Here is a 17,873-nt window from a genome sequence, read left to right on the forward strand (position 1 = left end):
AGTGACGTGAGAGATTTCTCTCACGTCTATTGTGTTATTATTTAAAGTTGAAAGAGGTGGTATTCTTATGCGTGAAGAGACGTATCATAAGCTAATGAATATTTTTACTGAATCTACGGAAGGATTAACCACTGTTGCAGTTGCTGAAAAAATTGGTTTAAGTCGTTCTGTAACAAGTTTATATTTGAATCAATTATTACAAGATGGAGAAATTATTCAGACAGGCAATAAACCTGTCTATTGGCAAAAAGCAGGTGTTTATGAAGGTGTAGATGTATTTTCTCAATTTATTGGTAGCCAAGGCAGTATGCAACAAGAAATTGAGAAATGCAAAGCGGCAATTTTATACCCACCCTTAGGATTGCCAGTATTGTTACATGGAAATAGCGGTGTAGGCAAAAGCTTTTTAGCACGTTTGATTTACGATTATTTAAAAGAACGACAAGTAGCAAGTGCCAAGAACTTTTTCGTACTTAATTGTGCTGACTATGCCAACAATCCAGAGTTGCTTTCGTCCATGCTTTTTGGGCATCGCAAAGGTGCTTTTACAGGTGCAAACGAAGAGCGAAAAGGCCTATTGGCACAAGCAAATGGCGGTGTATTGTTTTTAGATGAAGTTCATCGACTTTCTCACGAAAATCAAGAGAAGTTGTTTCAATTTATGGATACTGGGAAATTTCGACCAGTCGGTGAAGATGAAATGACAGAAAGCGCAAATGTTCGCTTATTATTTGCGACAACCGAGATCCCAGAAAATGTATTATTGCCTACGTTTTACCGTCGCATTTCAGTGGTTATTGAATTACTTTCGTTTCATCAACGACCAATTTATGAACGTGCAGCATTATTACGTCATTTGTTTTGGCGTGAAACCAAGCGAATTGGTCGTGCGATTAAAGTAAGTCATGTGGTTTTTAATGAATTGATTGAAAAAGAATTTTCTGGGAATATTGGTAGTTTAGTCAATGAAGTACAGATGTATTGTGCAAATGCTTTAAGAAAACAAGAAAAAGAAATCATTATTGGGGACATCACGGATGAATTGATTGAAATCTGTCAGGAAAACAATGAATTATATGTGCAACAAGAATACCAACAAAAGATTGTCACTAAGTTAGAAACGCTGTTAGCCAATGAACAAAATTTGCTCGCATTAAGAGAAAAAATTCAACAATTAGATCAAGCATATTTGTTAGATAATTGGCAGATGATGAACCATGTACTCCCAGCAGAGATTTATCGCGTTGTGCAACATAATAATAAACAAATGTTAGATAATGAAGCTCTAACATCAGAAGCACTACAAAGTGTGGTGCGAATCGTACACTTGGTCAGTGAATATGGAAAAATTCCAAATGTAATACCACTTTATCAACTACTGAAGCAACAATATCCACGCACTACATTACTTTGCGGTTATTTAACTGAAGGAATCTCTAATGAACTGAAAGCAATTACTCAAAGCTTATTAGCAGTTATGTTATTGGAGCAAGTATCAGAGGAAATCCGTTACCAAGCATTATTAGTCGCTCATGGCAATGCTACGGCAAGTAGTATTCAAGGTGTCGCTAACAAATTATGTGGGGAGTATGTTTTTGATGCTATTAATATGCCACTAACCTCTTCAGTCCATGATGTGATTCATCAAGTGAAATTATGGTTATCTGAAAGAGACACTTCAGAAGGGGTGATTATGCTTGTTGATATGGGTTCATTAACCCAGCTTTATAAAAGCTTGAAACCTCAAATTTTAGGAGAATTATTGGTTGTTAATAACTTAACGACATCTTATGCTCTTGAAATTGGCCAGCAATTAGTTGTTAATTATCCATTCTATGAGATTGCTAAAATTACTGAAAAGGAATTTAAAACGGAAGTTCAATATTTTGAAGGATTTGCTGTCGAAAAAAATATTTTAATTTCAAGTCTCTCGGGTCGTGATGTGTCGAAAAAAATTCGAGCTATCTGTGACAAATATTTTTATACAGATATAAAAAAAATTGTGCTTAATTTTAATGATTTAATGAATACATTAAATCGAGCCCAAGAAGAAGAGAACTATTTAAAAGAGACGTCTTTAATTGTGACGACAACTTATTTAGATAAAGAAACCGAAGTGCCAAATTTAAATTTATTAGATGTAGTTGATGAGGATGCAGAGGAACACTTAAATCATGTCTTGAAAAATTTAATGCATCCAAACAATATTCCGAATTTTATTCAAGAATCCATTCATTTTTTCTCAAAAGAAGGGCTATCTGAGAAGTTGGAATTTTTAAATCCGGATGTGATTATTCGCCAAGTAGAAGATGTGACCGAAAAAAGTGAGAAACGCTTTGATTTAAAATTAAGCGCCAAGATGAAATTTAATCTAACCATGCATCTTGCTTTAATGATTGAACGAACAATTTTAGGAGGAGCGGATTATCCGTTACCAGAGAAAATTGAGACGTTAAAGATTGCTAAAAAGCCATTTTATCAAAATATGAAAAGTATTTTATATACTTTAGAGAAATTCTATCGGATTGAAATTTCTGATTGGGAGTTATATGTTTTGTATGAAATTCTTACTAGTTAATGCTTTCTAATCTTTGATATACTCTCTAAAAGTGTAATTTGTTGATAAATCAGCAAATTACTATGTACTTAATGGAGACAGAAGTTACAATCGATGCAAATTTTGTTGGCTATCAAACGATTCAAGTGAACTCTGAATTAAAGACTATTCATTTGCTTTGGTAAAAAGTATTGGACAGGATGTCTATTTTGTGAGAATGTAGTAGTATTTCTGATAAAATAAATGACAATAAGGAGTAAAACAATCACTATGAGAAATATAAAATTAACCATCGAATATGATGGCAAACGTTATCTTGGCTGGCAACGACTTGGGGATTCAGATAAGACAATTCAAGGGAAAATTGAAGCAATTATTACCCAAATGACCGGTGAAAAAATTGAGATTATTGGTTCTGGAAGAACAGATGCAGGTACACATGCTAGAGGGCAAGTTGCCAATTTTAAAACCAATACAACGCTAAGTCGTGAAGAAATTCTAGACTTTATGAATCGTTATTTACCGCAAGATATTGTGGTTAAAAAAGTCGAAGAAATGCCGGAACGCTTCCATGCACGTTACAATTGTATTGGCAAACAATATAGTTACTATATTTGGAATAATCCAATTCCTTCTGCGTTTGAGCGCCATCGTAGTTTCCATGTACCCCAAGAACTAGATATTGACAAAATGAATCTAGCTTGTGAGAAATTATTGGGAAAACATGACTTTATGGGATTTTCGGCATTGAAAAAGACGAAGAAATCTACAGTTCGCACGATTGAGGAACTTTCTATTCAACGTGAAGGCAGTCTATTACATGTTACTTTTGTTGGCGACGGTTTCTTGCATAAAATGGTGCGAATTATTACCGGAACCTTAGTCGAAATTGGTGCTGGTAAAATGGAAATTGACGAAATTGATGCTATTTTTGAAAGTAAAGTACGTCAACATGCCGGAGAAACAGTTCCAGCCCAAGGATTATTTTTGGATGAAGTATTTTATAAATAAGAAAAAGCCTACTGTTCGCAGTAGGTTTTTTTAGTTAGTGTGATGAAACGGTTTCATTTTTGGCAAGATTCTTTTATTATTATAGAAAGAAGGAGGGTAGAAATTTACAAAAATCGACCGATTATATATAAATAAGGGCAATAAAAAAATATGTTTGTAGCAGAAAAAGACCACAAAGGAGTGGAAAAAGTGAATCGTGTGACAAAATATGGGGCAATTTTGATGTTAGGGGTATCCTTGTTGGGAATTTAGTTAAGTTTTCATCCAGCAATTGTTAGTAAAGGAAAATCAACATTATTTAGTATCTGTTTGTTACTTATTGCTTTTGCGCTTTATCTGATAGTTAACGGAAAGAAACTAAATGATCGAGATGACGTGTAAGGAATAACCATGATGATTGACAAGTTCGTCGATTTTTATTATTCTAGTAAAAATTAATCAAGAATAATTTTCGTATAACTCCAATAATATGGTTTGGAGGTCTCTACCAGGAACCGAAATTCCTGCTTACGAAGAAGATGCATGTGGTGTATTTTCTTCGTAAGCAGGAATTTTTTTATTGAGTAATACGTGAGGAGGATATCGATGTATTCACTACCAAAAATTGAGTTACATTGCCATTTAGATGGCAGTCTACGCGTGGAAACAGTGCGAGACATTGCACGTAAAGAAGGAATTGAACTGCCTACGTATCAAGTAGCCGAACTAAAAAAAATGTTGGTTGCACCGTTTGAATGTACGTCATTAGTAGAATATTTACAACGTTTTGCTTTACCAAATGCAGTGATGCAAACCAAAGAAAGTTTGCAACGAATCACGTTTGAATTATTTGAAGACGCTGCGAAAGAGAATGTAAAATATTTAGAGGTTCGTTTTGGTCCATTATTACATGTCTTAAAAGGCTTAACGTTGACAGAGGTCATCCAAAGCGTGATTGATGGGATGCGCCAAGCAGAAGCTCGTTATGAAATAAAAGGCAATATTATTTTGTCTTGCTTACGTTCGATGTCAGTGGACAGTGTATTTGACGTGGTGGAAGCTGGCAAAAACTTTTTGGGAAAAGGTGTCGTGGCAATTGATTTATGCGCGATTGAAGAAGTAGGGTTTTGTGAACGTTTTGTCGCACCGATTGCTTTAGCGAAAGAATATGGGTATCGAGTAACCATTCATGCTGGGGAGACAGGTAGTGGGAAAAACGTTTCTGATGCAATCGAATTATTGGGAGCAGAACGGATTGGTCATGGCGTATTTATCAAAGATGATCCATTTGCTTATCAACTGGTGAAAGAACGTCAAATCGTTTTAGAGATGTGTCCAACAAGTAATGTTCAGACCAAAGCTGTCCAAAATTACCAAGAACATCCTATTTATCAGTTTTACCAAGATGGAATTCCGGTCACTATTAGTACGGATAATCGCACCGTTTCAGATACGACAATGACCAACGAAATGGTCTGCGTGCAACAAGCTTTGATGATGGACGAACCAATGTATCAAGCGATTTACCAGACTAGCGTCGTTGCTGCTTTTGCAAGTGATGAAGTCAAAGCATGGTGTTTGGCGCAATATCCTAAAAAAGGCAATTGACAAACGACCGATTGATTGGTACTGTTAGTAAAAATTAAATTCATTCTTATCCAGAGAGGCGGAGGGAACTGGCCCAACGAAACCTCAGCAACAGGTCCTAAAGATACTGTGCTACTTCCAGTGGGTGGTTCCCAGATAGATGAGAGCAACAGATTGTTTATCCAGTACACTCATTTTTGAGTGTACTTTTTGTTTTTTCTGGATAGAAAAAAGGAGAAATGTTGATGGAAAATCAAGGAGAAAATAATTTTCAAAGAAAAATGCAAACGCGACATCTGATTATGTTGTCGTTAGGTGGGGTTATTGGTACAGGTCTCTTTTTGAGTTCGGGTTATACAATTCAGCAGGCAGGACCATTTGGCACGATTGTGTCGTATTTGATTGGTGCATTGGTTGTGTACTTAGTCATGTTATGCTTAGGCGAATTAACTGTTCATATGCCTGAAACAGGTGCGTTTCATCATTTTGCAACAGAATATATTGGTCCTGGAACCGGCTATACAGTTGCTTGGTTATATTGGTTAACATGGACGGTAGCGTTAGGTTCCGAATTTACTGCGGCAGGTATGTTAATGCAGCGATGGTTCCCATCAATTAATGTGTGGGTTTGGAGTGCGTTTTTTGCGATTTTAATTTTTGTATTGAATGTGTTGACTGTGCGTTTATTCGCAGAAACGGAATTTTGGTTTTCATCCATCAAAGTAGTCGCTATTTTGTTGTTTATTGTTTTAGGTGGATTGGCGATGGTAGGTGTGATTCCGATGCAACACGCAGATACGGCACCTTTGTTGACAAACTTTTTTGAAGCGGGCTTATTTCCAAATGGTGTTTTTGCAGTGATTACGACAATGTTAGCAGTTAATTTTGCTTTTTCAGGGACCGAGCTTATTGGGATTGCGGCAGGTGAAACGGAAAATCCTCAAAAAACTGTTCCCAAAGCGATTCATATGACATTATGGCGTTTAATTATTTTCTTTATCGGGACTATTTTTATTTTATCTGCGTTATTACCAATGGATGAGGCGGGTGTGTTAGAGAGTCCGTTTGTCGCAGTGTTTGACCGAATTGGTTTGCCATATGCCGCAGACATTATGAATTTTGTGATTCTAACGGCAATTTTATCAGCAGCGAATTCTGGTTTATATGCTTCATCCAGAATGTTGTGGTCATTAGCAAATAAACAAACCATTTCACCGATGTTTGCTAAAATTAATAAGCATGGTGTACCTATTAATGGGGTTATTTTCAGTATGTTAGGCGGTTTACTGGCCTTGTTTTCGAGTATTATTGCACCAGATACGGTATATATTGCTTTGGTGTCTATTTCAGGCATGGCCGTGGTAGTTGTATGGATGAGTATTAGTGCGTCACAATTTTTCTTCCGTCGTCGCTTTTTAAAAGAAGGTCATTCTGTTGATGAGTTACTCTACCGTACGCCACTTTATCCAGTTGTACCGATTGTATCCTTTTTATTATGTTTGGCTGCTTGCATTGGGATAGCCTTTGATCCGACTCAACGGATTGCGTTGTTCTGTGGGATTCCTTTTATTGCTTTTTGTTATGCAAGTTATTATGTGACCCAAGGGTTAAAGAAACGAGGGAGAAAAAATGGCTAATACTCAGCCAATTGCTACGATTTTGAATCAGCAAAAAATTGTTCTATTAGACGGTGCGTTAGCGACAGAATTAGAAACACATGGTTGTGTACTAAATGATGCGTTGTGGTCAGCACGTGTTTTATTGGAAAATCCAGAGCTTATTTATCAGGTGCATTATGATTATTTTAAAGCCGGTGCAGATGTGGCGACGACTGCGAGCTATCAAGCAACTGTCGCAGGATTTATAAATCGAGGGATGACAGAAAAAGAAGCCATCGATTTGATTAAGCAAACAGTGATATTAGCCAAACAAGCACGCGATGACTTTTGGCAAGTGAACGAGAGTCAGCGTCCCAAACCGTTTGTCGCAGCTTCTATTGGACCTTATGGCGCATTTTTAGCCGATGGTTCAGAATATGTGGGAAATTATGGGGTGTCTGATGAACAGTTAGTAGATTTTCACCGTCAGCGGATGCAAGTGTTAGTTGAAGCTGGTGCAGATATGTTTGCTTTTGAGACGATTCCTTCCTTCCAAGAAGCACGAGTGTTGAGTGAATTAGTCAAAGAATTTCCAACAATGACGGCGTGGTTATCCTTTTCTATTAAAAACGCAACAGAAATTAGTGATGGAACGTCTTTAACAAAATGTGCGATGGCTTTTGAAGCAAACGAACAAATCAGTGCGATTGGTGTCAATTGTGCACCGACTACTTCGGTTACCCAAGCAATCCAAGTATTGCATGGTGTGACGCAAAAGCCCATCATTGTTTATCCGAATTCTGGTGAAACCTACCATCCAGAAACCAAAACCTGGGATGGGTGTGAAACTGGTGAATCCTTTGATCAATTATCCGTAGAATGGGTACGCGCAGGTGCAAAAATTATTGGTGGTTGCTGTCGCACAACACCGCAAGATATTCTGGCTCTTGCGAACAAATGGCGTAATTAATCGCTTCACGTTATAATCGAAAAAAGGAGGTTATCGCAATGACGAATTTAATTGAGATAACAAAAATTTTGACAGAGAATGATGCAGAAGCAGTGGGAAATATCACACTTTTAGTGGAACAACCAGAAAAATTTGTCTAGCAATATCCAGAGTGAATCGAAAATATGGAATTGTCACCAGATGATGAAGCAGATATTTTAACTGCCTATTGGTTGACAGGTTATGACACAGTAGCTGATTTTGGGGCATATATTGATTGGAAAGAATGGTCAGAAGAAATTATTGCTCAATTAGCACCCGGTGTACGTAAAAAAGGGTATTCCATCGATTTAAATGCAGTGCCGATAATTGAGGACGAAACCACCGATGTTTTTTTAGAACGATTAAAAAATTATCTCAAACAACATGACTATACCTTAGCGTTTTGGGATATTGGTGGCGATAGCTATCATTTGTATATTACTCCTAAAACATCGTTTGCACACTTGGAAGCTTTAGGCAAAGAAAGTTTTATCTCATTTTTTAACACGTATGAATGAAGGTGTTGAACGTTGCGTACAGAAGAAATTCTTCCAGAAATTTATAATTTGATTCTGGCAAAAGGAACACGTGAAGGGGAAAGAACGCAACTAATGCTTGCGAAAGATGCCCTAGAACAAGCGGAAAATCCGTACGAAGCAATGGAAAAGTTGAAAGTGGCATTTCGTCCACTTGCTTTACGCCATAACTTGACACCGGATGTCATGGATTTCTATTTGAAAATGACGGGCGAATCAGTGGATACAGCGTTGTATGATTTCACCAAGCATAAAAGTGAAGCGGCGTTTCAAGAACGTACTATTTTTGCCGGCGGTTGTTTTTGGTGTATGGTTGAACCTTTTGAAGCAAAAAAGGGCATTGTTTCTGTATTATCGGGTTATACGGGCGGACAAATAGCCGATCCAACGTATGACCAAGTGAGCAGTGGTTTAACAGGACATGTCGAAGCCGTCGAAATTATTTTTGATACGCGCGTCATTAGTTACCGTGAGCTGGTTGACTTGTATTGGCAAATCACTGATCCAACTGATGCGTTGGGACAATTTCAAGACCGAGGGAGTCAGTATCGTCCGATTATTTTTGTTCAAACAAACCAACAACAACTAGCCGAACAAACCAAACACGAAGAAGCAATCAAATACAAACAACCGATCGTCACTGAAATTCGCCCAGCAACAGTTTTTTATCCAGCTGAAAATTACCATCAAGCATTTTATAAAAAGCAACCCAAACGTTACAAAGCAATGAAACGAGCAAGACAACAATTGCTGACCTATCAAACTTGGAAACGTAGGTTGGGATTGTGAAAAAAACAAGCGAATCTCCATAAGAGACGTCGCTTGTTTTATTTTTGACTCGTCGTTCCTTCCCATAAAGAAATGGGCAAAATATATTCAGTGTCGGTGGCTTCTTTTTTGAGACGTTGTTTTAACACTTGAATGGCAGTGGTGGCTATGTCATCAATTGGTTGAATGATGGTGGTTAAATTTGGCAAAATACTGCGGGTAATCGTGGTCCCATCATAGCCAATAACGAGCAAGTCTTCTGGAACACGTCGTTTTAATTCTTGGGCAACTTGTAAAATCAATGCGGCATCAACATCATTGGAAGCAAAAATGGCTTCGACATCCGGATAAGTTTCAAAGAGCTCATGGAACAACCGCTTTTTTTCATCGTAAGGGATGTTAAAATCCAACGTAAAAGTGATAGGATCTAATTGATTGGCACGCATAGTTTCTTCATAGGCGATACGTCGGCGTTTTGCCGGTGTTTCTAAATTAATCGGTCCATTTGTATGGACGATTTTTTTTGCGCCCATGTTAATTAAACGAGTGGTTGCTAAGACACCACCAGCGTAATTATCTGATTCAATGACTGGAATATCTTCATTCATTATCCGATCAATAGCAACAATTGGTAAATTGGCATATTTGTACTCTTTAATGCCTTGGTTATGTGTCCCCACAATTAAGCCATCCACTTGTTCTGAAAGCAATTGATTTAAGTAATCTGTCTCTTTTTCAGGATCATTCATTGAATTTCCGATAAGGACTTTAAATCCTTCTTGATACAATTTTTTTTCGAGAGCTTCAATCAGTTCGCCAAAGAAAGGATTGGCAACGGTTGGAAAAAGCAAGCCAATGATATTGGTTTGTTTTTTATATAGCTGTCTTGCAACAACATTGGGTTGATAATTTAATTGCTCCATCGCAGCATGGACTTTGTCGATTGTTTCTTGACTTAAATAGCCTCGCTTGTTTAAGACACGAGAAACAGTTGTTTTGGATACTTTTGCTAATTTCGCAACATCTTCTAATTTAGGTTTCATAGGCGAATCCTTTCTATGTCGATTTACTCAATATATCTATTGTAATGGATATTGTGCTAAAGCGATAGCAAAATAGAAACTTCATGACTTTTGCCATGAAGTTTCTATTTGCTTATTCTTGTGTTTGCCGTAAGCCTAATGCAAAGTTTCCTAATGTTGCAGAACCATTGTTTTGGATTAACGGTTGTGTAATAAATTGCTCTAATGGCGGTAATTCTACGTAGTCATGAAACATCTCGGTCACATATTGACGAACTTGACTTAAAAGGGTCTCATTAATGACACTACCACCAAATACAATTTTATCTGGACGAGTAATAAGCGTTGCTTGAATAACAGCTTGCGCCAGGTAATACGCTAAAATATCCCATACCGGATCAGTTAAAGGCACAGTTTCACCTTTTTTGCCTAAACGTGCTTCAAAAGTTGGTCCTGCTACAAGCCCTTCTAAACAATCCCCATGGAACGGGCAAATACCTTTGAAATCTAAATCATGTTCGTGGCGTTTGACAAAAGTATGGCCCATTTCTGGATGACCGCTGCCGCCAAGCAAATGCCCATCAATGACGGCACCACCACCGACACCAGTCCCTACGGTATAGTAGACCAGTGAATGGATTTTTTCATTGCTTAAGGTAGACATGATGTATTCACCATAAGCAGATCCATTTACATCTGTTGTCCAAGAAGTTGGGACATCAAAAGCTGCACGAATTTGTCCTAGTACATCCGTATTAGCCCAACCTTGTTTAGGTGTACTGGTAATGTAACCATATTTCGGTGAACTTTTACGAATTTCGATGGGACCAAATGAAGCAATTCCTAGTGCATCTAAATCAAATTGTTTAAAATATGCAATTGTTTTTTGAATGGTTTCTTCCGGCGTTGTCGTTGGAATGGTACATTGATCTTGGATGCGATAGTCCTCATCACCAACTGCACAAACAAATTTCGTTCCACCGGCTTCAATACTTCCGATTAACATCGCTTATTCCCCCTTATGGATATGTGACAGCATCAGCTTTTAATTGATACACAGTACTTTCTACGCTTGTTTCATTAGCAGTTGTAAGATAAACAGCTGGCTTACTTTCTGAATAGTAGCGTTCTGTAAAGACGGTTTCGCCATCATTAATGAAGATTTCCACTGAACTAGTATCGATAAATAAATGATATTTAAGCGTATCATTCGCTTGAATGGTTCCATAGCGTGCTTCATCAGTATCGTTGCGACGTAAAACAAATTTATTTGTCTCTGCTGTATAAACAAGCGATAAAATGTCTTGCTCTTGCGCATCTTTGAACGTTAACGTAGCATCCGTTGTAGGCAATGAGAATAAAATTTCTGCGTGTGACGCATCTTTAGCAATTAAAGTTGCGTCAGAAACGGTTAATGTTTCTGTTTTGCCTTCATCTACACGCAATGCTTCTAATTCTTTGACTGGTGTCATTACTAATTTACCATCTTTTAAGCGTAGTTCGCGAGGTAAGGTCAAAGCACCCGCCCAACCATCTTCTTTTTCAGGCATATGACTTTCCCACATCGCCATCCAACCAAAGACAATTCGACGACCGTCTGGTGCAAGCGTTGTTTGCGTAGCGTAGAAGTCATGTCCTTTATCTAATTCATGAAATTCACCACGTGTAAATTTCGCCGTTTGATAATCCATTTCGCCTACAAAATACCCTGTTTGGTAAAGATTTAAATACTTTTCTTCTTGTGGATCAATCCCTTGTGGAGAGAGCAATAAAATATCTTTGCCATCTAAGTGGAAGAAGTCTGGACATTCCCACATAAAACCTTCTCCTTTTAAATCAGTTGCTTTCGATACACTTCCTAGATAGTCCCAAGATTTTAAATCTTGAGACGCATACAAAATAGCGCGACCTAACCCATCATTTTCTTGACTACCAAGAATCATATAATAGGTTCCTTCATGTTCCCATACTTTAGGATCTCTGTAGTGATGTGTATTGTCTTCTGGTTCTTTGTCAATAATTGGATTGTTTTCATATTTTGTAAAGTGAATGCCATCTTCACTGTACGCCATATTTTGATTTTGCCAGAAATGATCTGGATCGCCATCATTATAATAGTGATGACCTGTATAGAAAAGATACATAATATCATCTTTGACAATGGCACTACCAGAGAAACAACCATCTTTATCTTCTGGACTACCTGGTTCTAAACCGATTGGTAATGATTCCCAATGCACTAAATCTTTACTGCGTGCATGTCCCCAATGCATAGGACCCCATTCTGCACTGTATGGATGGTGTTGGTAAAAAATATGGTAGTAGCCTTTGAAGTAGCAAAAGCCATTTGGATCATTAATCCAACCAGTCGGTGCGGCGACATGGTAGCCTAAACGATACCTTGAGTTTGTTAATGCGATAGGTGATTTTGTCATAATAAAATCCTCCAAAAATTTAATTTTGATCATATGATAACCGGTTGACATATTACCAAAAGCGCTTTCTTTAAATTGGATTATAGTATAGATGATTTCATGTGTCAACCGGTTATCACATTTTTTAACCGATTTCATTTTTTGTTCGTTGTCCATAAGAAGACAAATTCACGTATAATAGAGTCAAAAGTAGAAGGAGCATCACGATGACACGCACAAATTTTTCTTTGGAGATTGTTCCTCCGAATGAGCGTTTTTCCTATGAAGAAGTTCAGCAAATTTCTGAACAACTATCGAAATTACACCCCTTATTTATTGGGATTCCAAGCATCAATAAATCGAAAATGACGGAGATGATTCGATTAGCAGGTGACATTCGAAAACTGCAAACGAATGCCTTGCCACATTTGCCCGCACGTTTTATGACAAAAAAACAAGTGCAAGATGTATTGAAAATATTACAAGAGCAAGAAGTTTTTCAATTACTAGCGGTGAGTGGGGAGGTAATGCCCCACGATCATCCGACAGGTGAATTTGCCTTTGCCAATGAGTTGAGCCATTATATCAACGAACAAACGAATCGTTTTACTATTTTGGGAACCTGTCACCCAGAACATATTGCAACAAATGAATTGGCACAACTAGAAATGACGTACTTGCAACAAAAGGTACAAGATGGTTGTCAGCAATTTTTAACGCAACTATTTTTCGAAAATGACGGTTTTTATCGTTTACACGACAAGTATATCAAACAGCTGACTACGCCCTTACTTGTTGGAGTCTTGCCGATCCTTAGTTACCAACAAGTGCTCAATATGGCGACACGTAATCAGTTAGCGATTCCCAGAAAACTAGCAATTTTATTAGACAAGTACCAATATGATCCAATTTCTATGCGCGCAGCAGGACTGGACTACACATTGTATCAATTAGATGAATTAATCCATTATGGTGTAGACGGAGTGCATCTATTTACGATGAATGATGTCCCAGCAGCAGTGGAAATCTATCGAAACTTTTGGTAAAAACAAGATGAAAATAGCCAAACGACGGAGCAGTTGTCCAATCGTTTGGCTAATTTATTTGTAAAGAGAGTTATCTAATCTTCCCAACCGCACAAATTATACCCTGCACTTTTGGCTTGATTTTCAGTCATTGATGAAACAGAATGTGCATTTTTTAATCCTCGACAATGAGGGTCAAAATGGTATTTTTTCCCAGATTTTGGTGCAATATAGACCGTTTTTCCAATGGGTTTGGTTGCATTTACCGTGATGTTGACCGTTGCTGTTTTTTTGCCATCTTTGGTGGTCACTGTGATGGTTGTTTTTCCAGCTTTTTTACCTACAATTTTCCCATTAGCGTCAATTGTAGCAACTTTGGTATTAGATGATTTCCAAGTCACGCCTTTGTTGCTCGCATTAGATGGATTGAAAGTTGCTTTGACTGTGGTGGATTTTCCGACAGTGATGGTTTTAGTTGGTGCATTGATACTAACGCTCTTTACAGCAACTTTTTTCGCTTGTACAGTAATATTTGCTTTCGCAGTTTTTTTGCCGTCTGTCGTTGTTGCTGTAATGGTGACTTTGCCAGCTTTTTTCCCAATGATTTTTCCTTTACTGTCGACAGTAGCAATTTTCGAATCAGAAGAGGTCCATGACACTGTTTTAATGGTTGCGTTAGCAGGTGAGACCGTTGCTGAAACGGTCGTCGTTGCACCAATTTCAATTGTTTTAGAAGTAGGTGAGACAGAGACACCTGTGACGTTACGATTTTTAACAGTTATTTTGGCTGTCGCTGTTTTGTTCCCATTTTGGCTTTTTGCTGTAATGGTTGCGGAACCCGCTTTTTTTGCGGTGACTTTTCCTTTTGTATCCACAGTTGCGATGGCAGTATTGGAACTTGTCCAAGAGACGGCTTTATTTAACGTATTATTGGGAGCAACTGTTGCACTTAAAGTGGTCGTTTCATTGACATACAGTGATTTTTCTTTTTGAGAAATAGATACACCTGAAACAGGTGGTAATGTTGTAAGCGTAAAATGATAATTTTTGGCTGTCGTTAAATTTTGTGTATTTTTAAAACTAAAATAATATTTTCCTTTAGGTAACGATTGCTTAATAAGTGTTTGCGAAGTACCATTGGTTACCTTTTTAGCGTTAACCAATACTTTGCCAGCACTATTGCTTAACTGAAAGGTAGCTAACTGTTCAATGGCATTGCCAGAACCATTAAATACTAACTGAATATCACTAGCAGTAGTTAATGTTAGTGCATAGACATCCGTATCTTGTTTCCCTGAAAAACTCCCCTGTGTTTTCTGGTTTAAGATCAGATTGTTTGCACGTGCATTGTCACCGTTAAACTCTTTTTCCACAGTAACCGGACTTGTGGCTGCTTGGACAGAAACGGATGTAGGAACAGAAATGAAACTTGTAAAGAGACCAACTAATAGGAGTTTATTTAACACTTTTTTCCAACGATTTGTCGTCATATTTTTACCCCTTTTCTTATGAAATTACTTGAAGTATAGCGCATCCAAACAAATAAAGCATTAAGAATTTTTAGAAAAAACGATAAATCGAAAAAAATACGTATTTTAATAAATAAAACGCATAAAAAATGCTTCCTAAGCAGCGTTGCTAGTAGTCAAATAATGTAAAACACACCATGACGAAAATGATCATGGTGTGTGTTTATTTCATAAATTTACGGAGAATCCAAGATAAGATTAACCAGATGACCGTACTCATAGCAATGGTGATGACCCATCCTGACGCATTATTTTCTAACGGCAGTGGCATATTCATCCCAAAAAAACCGGTAATAATCGTTGGAATCGTTAGTAAGACAGAGAGTACAGTTAAAATACGCATCGTGTCATTTAAGGTGTTGTTTAAGACATTGTTATATGTTCCTGATAATTGTTGTAAAATTTGCGCAGAAAGTCCCGTCATTTCGACTAATTGTCTCGCTTCAATGACCACGTCTTCTAATTGTTCTTTTTCGCTAGCGGTAAGTCCTTTATAAACAGCATGTGAACGAATTTGTTCGAGTAAAACCGTATTTTGTTTGGAAGCTGCCACTAAATAGACAATCCCAATTTCTAAATCTGAAAGTAACAACAAATTTTGCTTGCTGGTTTTTTCTTTTAACTTATGATTCACAAAAATTCGTGATTTGTCCATTTCCTCAATATAAGGGAAGAATAAGTCCGTAATTAAAAATAAACTGCTAAACAAAAAACTAAAAATAGTGCTGTCAGGGAATTTTTCCAGATACTTTTCCATTTCATGAAAGACGTAGTGATTTTTCTCATTGGTGACAGTAATGAGTTGATTATCTTTGACAATAAAGGTCATCGGTAAAGTTTCGTAATGGTTATCAATTTTTTCACTATTAGGGACATTGAAAATAACAACAAGGGTCTTCGTAATTTGGTCATAGTCTAAATGTGCGCGTTCATTTTTATCAAGCGTATAGTCGATAACTTCACTATCAATTCCATAGTTTTTGTATAGCGTTCGTAATTCAGCGCGCGAACGTGTATTTAAGTTAATCCAAGTGTTATCAATTCCAAATGCTTTTTTTGTTATCATGTGTTTCACCTACTACTGTTTTTAGCAATACGCTGTATTCTAGCAAGCCTTGCAAGAAAAGACAAGTGAAGCCTTAAACGCTTTTTTTTCAGAGAATCAAATCTTGGATTCCCTTACAAGATAAAATGACAAAATTCTTTTATCTTTTTAGCAATTATTAGTTGTATATTTCGCCAATTTCTGTTTGAATGATACAAGAGAATTTTAGTTTATTCGAGTAGGCGCAAGTTTTTAATTTAGGTGAGGGGTAAGAGAATAGTGAAAAAAATTGGCTTTGATCCACAAAAATATATTGAAGAACAATCGAAGTATATTTTGGAACGTGTGAACAACTATGACAAATTGTATCTGGAATTTGGTGGAAAATTAATTGGTGACATGCACGCCAAACGTGTATTGCCTGGTTTTGACCAAGATGCAAAAATTAAATTATTGCACAAATTAAAAGATAAAACCGAAATTATTATCTGTGTATTTGCAGGAGACATCGAACGCAATAAAATTCGTGGTGACTATGGGATTACTTATGACATGGATATCATGCGTTTAATCGATGAATTAAGTGAATACGAGTTAGCCGTCAATAGTGTTGTGATTACACGTTATAATGGTCAACCATCAACAAAAATCTTTATTAATAAATTGAAACAACGCGGAATTAAAGTCTTCACACATGGTGAAATTGAAGGCTATCCAGTAAACGTGGATAAAATTGTTAGTGATGAAGGATTTGGAAAAAATGAATACATCCCAACAACAAAACCAATTGTTGTCGTTACAGGACCTGGTGCGGGTAGTGGTAAATTAGCGACTTGTTTAAATCAGTTGTATCATGAAAGTCGTCATGGCAATACGGGTGGCTATTCTAAATTTGAGACGTTCCCAGTCTGGAATGTGCCGTTAAAACATCCATTGAATATTGCATATGAAGCAGCAACTGTCGACTTAAAAGACGTGAACATGATTGATTCCTTCCATTTTGATTATTATGGAGAAGTAGCAATTAACTACAATCGTGATTTAGAAACCTTCCCAATTATCAAACGTACGATTGAACGTATTACTGGTAGAGAATCTGAATTCCATTCACCAACAGATATGGGTGTGAATCGTGTTGGTTTTGGTATTATTGATGATGAAGTTGTTCAAGAAGCATCCAAACAAGAAATTATTCGCCGTTATTTTGAAACCGCAGCAAATTACAAAAAAGGCATTACCGATATTGATACCTTAAATCGTATTCAAATCATTATGGAAGAAATCGATTTACGTCCAGAAGATCGTCCATGTGTAAAACCGGCACGTGATTATGCAGAAGAATTGAAAACAAATGATGGTTGGGATCAAGAACTTGTTCCACCAGTCATGGCTTTAGAATTAGCGGATGGAAACATTATCACCGGACGTGGTTCTGACTTAATGGATGCGAGTGCAGCAGCGATTTTGAATGCCATTAAAAAATTGGCAAATATTGGCGATGAAATTTTGTTGTTATCACCAAATATTTTAGAACCAATTCAAAAACTAAAAGCCAATGAGTTGTCCGGACGTATTACTTCGTTAAATACATCTGAAATTTTAATTGCTTTATCAATTAGTGCAGTGACCAACCCAACTGCTCAATTGGCGTATGAAAAACTAACAGAATTAAAAGATACACAAGCGCATTCAACAGTTATCTTCAATAAAGATGATGAACAAGTCTTGCGTAATCTAGGCATTTCCTTTACTTGTGATCCGATTTACCCTTCTAAAAATTTATTTTATGTATAAAAAAGAACCGTCTGTTG

14 protein-coding genes and 2 riboswitches are annotated in these 17,873 nt (G+C 37.1%); of the genes, 9 read left to right on the forward strand and 5 right to left on the reverse strand.

Annotated features, from left to right (window positions below; genetic code table 11):
• Positions 1-67: 67 nt before the first annotated feature.
• From PYW32_RS02265 to msrA, 7 genes are all read left to right on the forward strand, one after another.
• Entirely contained in the window at positions 68-2,578 is a 2,511-nt protein-coding gene (locus PYW32_RS02265; protein WP_016175954.1) for a sigma 54-interacting transcriptional regulator, read from the forward strand.
• A 249-nt stretch (positions 2,579-2,827) separates the two neighbouring features.
• Positions 2,828-3,568 carry a tRNA pseudouridine(38-40) synthase TruA gene (gene truA / locus PYW32_RS02270; RefSeq protein WP_016175953.1) on the forward strand — a complete coding sequence of 247 codons (741 nt, stop codon included), beginning with the start codon at positions 2,828-2,830 and terminating at the stop codon, positions 3,566-3,568.
• Between the two features lie 431 nt (positions 3,569-3,999).
• A riboswitch (purine riboswitch) is annotated at positions 4,000-4,098 on the forward strand.
• A gap of 55 nt (positions 4,099-4,153) precedes the next feature.
• The gene (gene add, locus PYW32_RS02275) at positions 4,154-5,155 is read left to right on the forward strand and encodes an adenosine deaminase (RefSeq protein ID WP_016175952.1); all 1,002 of its coding nucleotides are present in this window, start codon (positions 4,154-4,156) and stop codon (positions 5,153-5,155) included.
• A gap of 43 nt (positions 5,156-5,198) precedes the next feature.
• Positions 5,199-5,301, forward strand: a riboswitch (SAM riboswitch).
• A 78-nt stretch (positions 5,302-5,379) separates the two neighbouring features.
• The gene (gene mmuP / locus PYW32_RS02280; RefSeq protein ID WP_016175951.1) at positions 5,380-6,771 is read left to right on the forward strand and encodes an S-methylmethionine permease; all 1,392 of its coding nucleotides are present in this window, start codon (positions 5,380-5,382) and stop codon (positions 6,769-6,771) included.
• Positions 6,764-7,702, forward strand: a complete 939-nt coding sequence (gene mmuM, locus PYW32_RS02285) for a homocysteine S-methyltransferase (RefSeq protein ID WP_016175950.1) — start codon at positions 6,764-6,766, stop codon at positions 7,700-7,702. The genes mmuP and mmuM overlap by 8 nt, the downstream gene beginning before the upstream one ends.
• Before the next feature lie 164 nt (positions 7,703-7,866).
• Positions 7,867-8,241, forward strand: a complete 375-nt coding sequence (locus tag PYW32_RS02290) for a DUF6630 family protein (protein WP_016175948.1) — start codon at positions 7,867-7,869, stop codon at positions 8,239-8,241.
• Between the two features lie 12 nt (positions 8,242-8,253).
• Positions 8,254-9,048: a peptide-methionine (S)-S-oxide reductase MsrA gene (msrA, locus tag PYW32_RS02295; RefSeq protein WP_016175947.1), complete on the forward strand. Its 795-nt coding sequence runs from the start codon at positions 8,254-8,256 to the stop codon at positions 9,046-9,048.
• Positions 9,049-9,086: 38 nt separating this feature from the next.
• Here msrA and PYW32_RS02300 read toward each other — a convergent pair whose 3' ends face one another.
• The 3 genes from PYW32_RS02300 to PYW32_RS02310 form a co-directional block, all read right to left on the reverse strand.
• A complete protein-coding gene (locus PYW32_RS02300; RefSeq protein ID WP_016175946.1) occupies positions 9,087-10,070 on the reverse strand; it encodes a LacI family DNA-binding transcriptional regulator in 984 nt (327 codons plus the stop codon).
• 112 nt (positions 10,071-10,182) lie between these two features.
• On the reverse strand, positions 10,183-11,055 hold the full coding sequence (gene scrK / locus PYW32_RS02305) for a fructokinase ScrK (protein WP_016175945.1): 873 nt from the start codon (positions 11,053-11,055) through the stop codon (positions 10,183-10,185).
• 13 nt (positions 11,056-11,068) lie between these two features.
• A complete protein-coding gene (locus PYW32_RS02310; RefSeq protein WP_016175944.1) occupies positions 11,069-12,484 on the reverse strand; it encodes a glycoside hydrolase family 32 protein in 1,416 nt (471 codons plus the stop codon).
• 206 nt (positions 12,485-12,690) lie between these two features.
• On the opposite strand from PYW32_RS02310, the gene PYW32_RS02315 reads away from it, so the two are divergent.
• Positions 12,691-13,509 (forward strand): methylenetetrahydrofolate reductase, encoded by an 819-nt coding sequence (locus PYW32_RS02315; RefSeq protein WP_016175943.1) that lies wholly within the window; start codon positions 12,691-12,693, stop codon positions 13,507-13,509.
• Positions 13,510-13,583: 74 nt separating this feature from the next.
• Here PYW32_RS02315 and PYW32_RS02320 read toward each other — a convergent pair whose 3' ends face one another.
• Entirely contained in the window at positions 13,584-14,978 is a 1,395-nt protein-coding gene (locus PYW32_RS02320; protein WP_016175942.1) for an Ig-like domain-containing protein, read from the reverse strand.
• A 202-nt stretch (positions 14,979-15,180) separates the two neighbouring features.
• Positions 15,181-16,083 (reverse strand): magnesium transporter CorA family protein, encoded by a 903-nt coding sequence (locus PYW32_RS02325; RefSeq protein ID WP_016175941.1) that lies wholly within the window; start codon positions 16,081-16,083, stop codon positions 15,181-15,183.
• A gap of 258 nt (positions 16,084-16,341) precedes the next feature.
• Here PYW32_RS02325 and PYW32_RS02330 point away from each other — a divergent pair, with 258 nt between their 5' ends.
• Positions 16,342-17,856: a DUF1846 domain-containing protein gene (locus tag PYW32_RS02330; RefSeq protein WP_016175940.1), complete on the forward strand. Its 1,515-nt coding sequence runs from the start codon at positions 16,342-16,344 to the stop codon at positions 17,854-17,856.
• Positions 17,857-17,873: the final 17 nt, after the last annotated feature.

The sequence above is a fragment of the Enterococcus saccharolyticus subsp. saccharolyticus genome, from assembly GCF_029023825.1.
Taxonomy (GTDB): Bacteria; Bacillota; Bacilli; order Lactobacillales; family Enterococcaceae; genus Enterococcus_F; species Enterococcus_F saccharolyticus.